Annotated in this window: 1 protein-coding gene; it reads right to left on the bottom strand. The window is 69.7% G+C overall.

All coding sequences use genetic code 11. The features are described 5' to 3' along the window. Positions 1-1,649 (bottom strand): hypothetical protein (locus tag ACWD4U_RS34715; RefSeq protein WP_363462290.1); only part of this gene is annotated, 1,649 nt, incomplete at both ends.

Below are 1,649 nucleotides of genomic sequence, written 5' to 3'. Positions count from 1 at the left end.
GCCGACGGCCCGTCAGCCGCCGCGGCTCCACCACCCTCGGTGCGGGCCCGCACACCCGCCGCGGACTCCGCCGACACCTCCCCAGGCCGGGGCTGGTACCCGGTGGTGTCGCCCTCCGTACGGGGCCGGGTCGGCTCGGCGAGTTGGGCCCGCGTGCTGAGGGACGGCTCGTACCGCCCGGGGCCAGCGGTCGCGTCGCCACTGGTCTTGATGTCTCCGCCGTTCAGGGCGTCGTGGATGGCCTGCTGGTCCGGGTTCTCCTCGCGGGCCGTGTCGCCGGTGCCGGTCTTGTGGGTGAAGAGGTTGACGATGGGGGTGTCGGAGCGCAGGTCGAAGCCGGAGAACGGGTTGGAGAAGAACCACTTGGCCAGGTCCTTCGCGCTCTGCCCCCACGACTCGTCGCCGTCGTGCCCACCCGGACGCGGCACCGGGAACGGGGCAGGGTTGCCGGTCATGTTCGCCAGGAACGACACGAAGTTAAGCGGGTGGAGCAGCCCGAAGTACTTCGCGCCGTCCGGGTTCTCACGCCACTGCCGCTCCCGCAGCCAGTTCTGGTACCGGTCGAACAACGGCTCGAAGGTCTTGTGCAGGACGTGACCGAACGCGCCCATCGCCATCCCCGAGAAGAACGAACCCGCACTCGCCGTGAACTCGTGCTCATCCGTCCAGAACAGCTGGTACCCGAGGTCCGACGCGACGTTCTGCCCGCCCTCCTGCAGGATCTCCCCCAGCGCATGGCCCAGCTGGAACAGCGCGTTGCCGTGCAGCGGATGCTCCGCCGTGAAATGCCCGAACAACCTCGCGAAGCCGCCCACGCCCTCCTTACCCGCGGACGCCGTGAACAGGTCGGGGAACTCCCGCGCCATCCGCGACAGCGGCCCGCTGCCGGCGAGATCACCCAACGCCTGCGCCAACACCCCGCCCAGATGCGCGTGGTCCGCGCCCACATGCCCCCAGTTCCGCGCGAACGCGTCCCCGAACCCACGCCCGATACCATGCGCCTCCGCCCGCAACGCCGCACCACCCGCGGCCCCCACCAGATGCTCCTCGAAGATCCGACCCATCTTCCGCGCGAACGCGTCCGCGATCGTCCCCTCACCGAACCGGACGAACCCCGCCTCCAACTGCTGCACCGAAGCGCCCAGCAGATGACCCACCGACTTCGCGAACTCCTGCCGCGCCGACGCCGAATCCAACATCCCCGCCAACCGCGCGACATCCCGCTCCACCCCCCGCACGGCCGCCCCCGCGCCGGCGGACAGCGACTTCGACACCACACCCTTCGCGTCCCCGCCCACCACATGCCCCACCACGCCCGGCACGCCCTCCAACGCCGCCCGCGCGTCGTTCAACCCCGCCGCCAGCACGTGATCGAGCCGCTTCGACAGGATCGACGACGAATCCTTCCCGATCAGCCGCCCCACCACCTTGCCGAACGCCTGCCCGAACAACTCCAGCGGACCCGCGAACAACCCCTCCAACGAACCCTGCTGGAACGACTGGAACGTCGACGCCCCATCCCAGCTGTCCCGGTGATGCGACGCCAACTGGTAACTCTGGATCGCCGCGTCCATCGCCAACCCGCCCATGATCCCCATGAACGTCTGCGACGCGATCTGCCGCACCAACCAGAAGAACAGGTTCCGCAA

Source organism: Kitasatospora sp. NPDC002522 (assembly GCF_053595195.1).
This window is presented reverse-complemented; position numbering and strand designations above follow the sequence as displayed.